Origin of the sequence: Halomonas sp. SIMBA_159, assembly GCF_046536035.1 — a bacterium.
In the GTDB taxonomy this organism is placed as follows: domain Bacteria; phylum Pseudomonadota; class Gammaproteobacteria; order Pseudomonadales; family Halomonadaceae; genus Vreelandella; species Vreelandella venusta_A.
Genome location: NZ_JAWJBT010000695.1, coordinates 1 through 267, shown reverse-complemented (window position 1 = coordinate 267; position 267 = coordinate 1). Strand labels below are relative to the sequence as shown.

Annotated in this window: 1 protein-coding gene; it reads right to left on the bottom strand. The window is 62.5% G+C overall.

What is annotated here, in order from left to right; translation table 11 throughout:
• Nucleotides 1-30: 30 nt before the first annotated feature.
• The coding region (locus R0J87_RS20980; protein ID WP_498888681.1) for a DUF1244 domain-containing protein at nucleotides 31-267 on the bottom strand (237 nt) is incomplete at its 5' end.

Genomic DNA, 267 nt, shown 5'->3' with positions numbered 1-267 from the left:
GGAAGGAGACAGGTGGTGAAGCCGGGCCGCCTAGTGGCTTTGCTCGAACTTCTGTTTCTGCTCGGCCGTCGCCTCGCTCTGATAGGCAGCCTTCCACTCGTCGTAGGGTATGCCGTAGACGATCTCGCGGGCGTCGTCGTAGGAGAGCTCGACACCCTTCTCCTCGGCCGCCGCGCGGTACCACTTGGACAGGCAATTGCGGCAGAAGCCGGCCAGGTTCATCAGGTCGATGTTCTGCACGTCGGTCCGTTCGCGCAGATGTTGCAC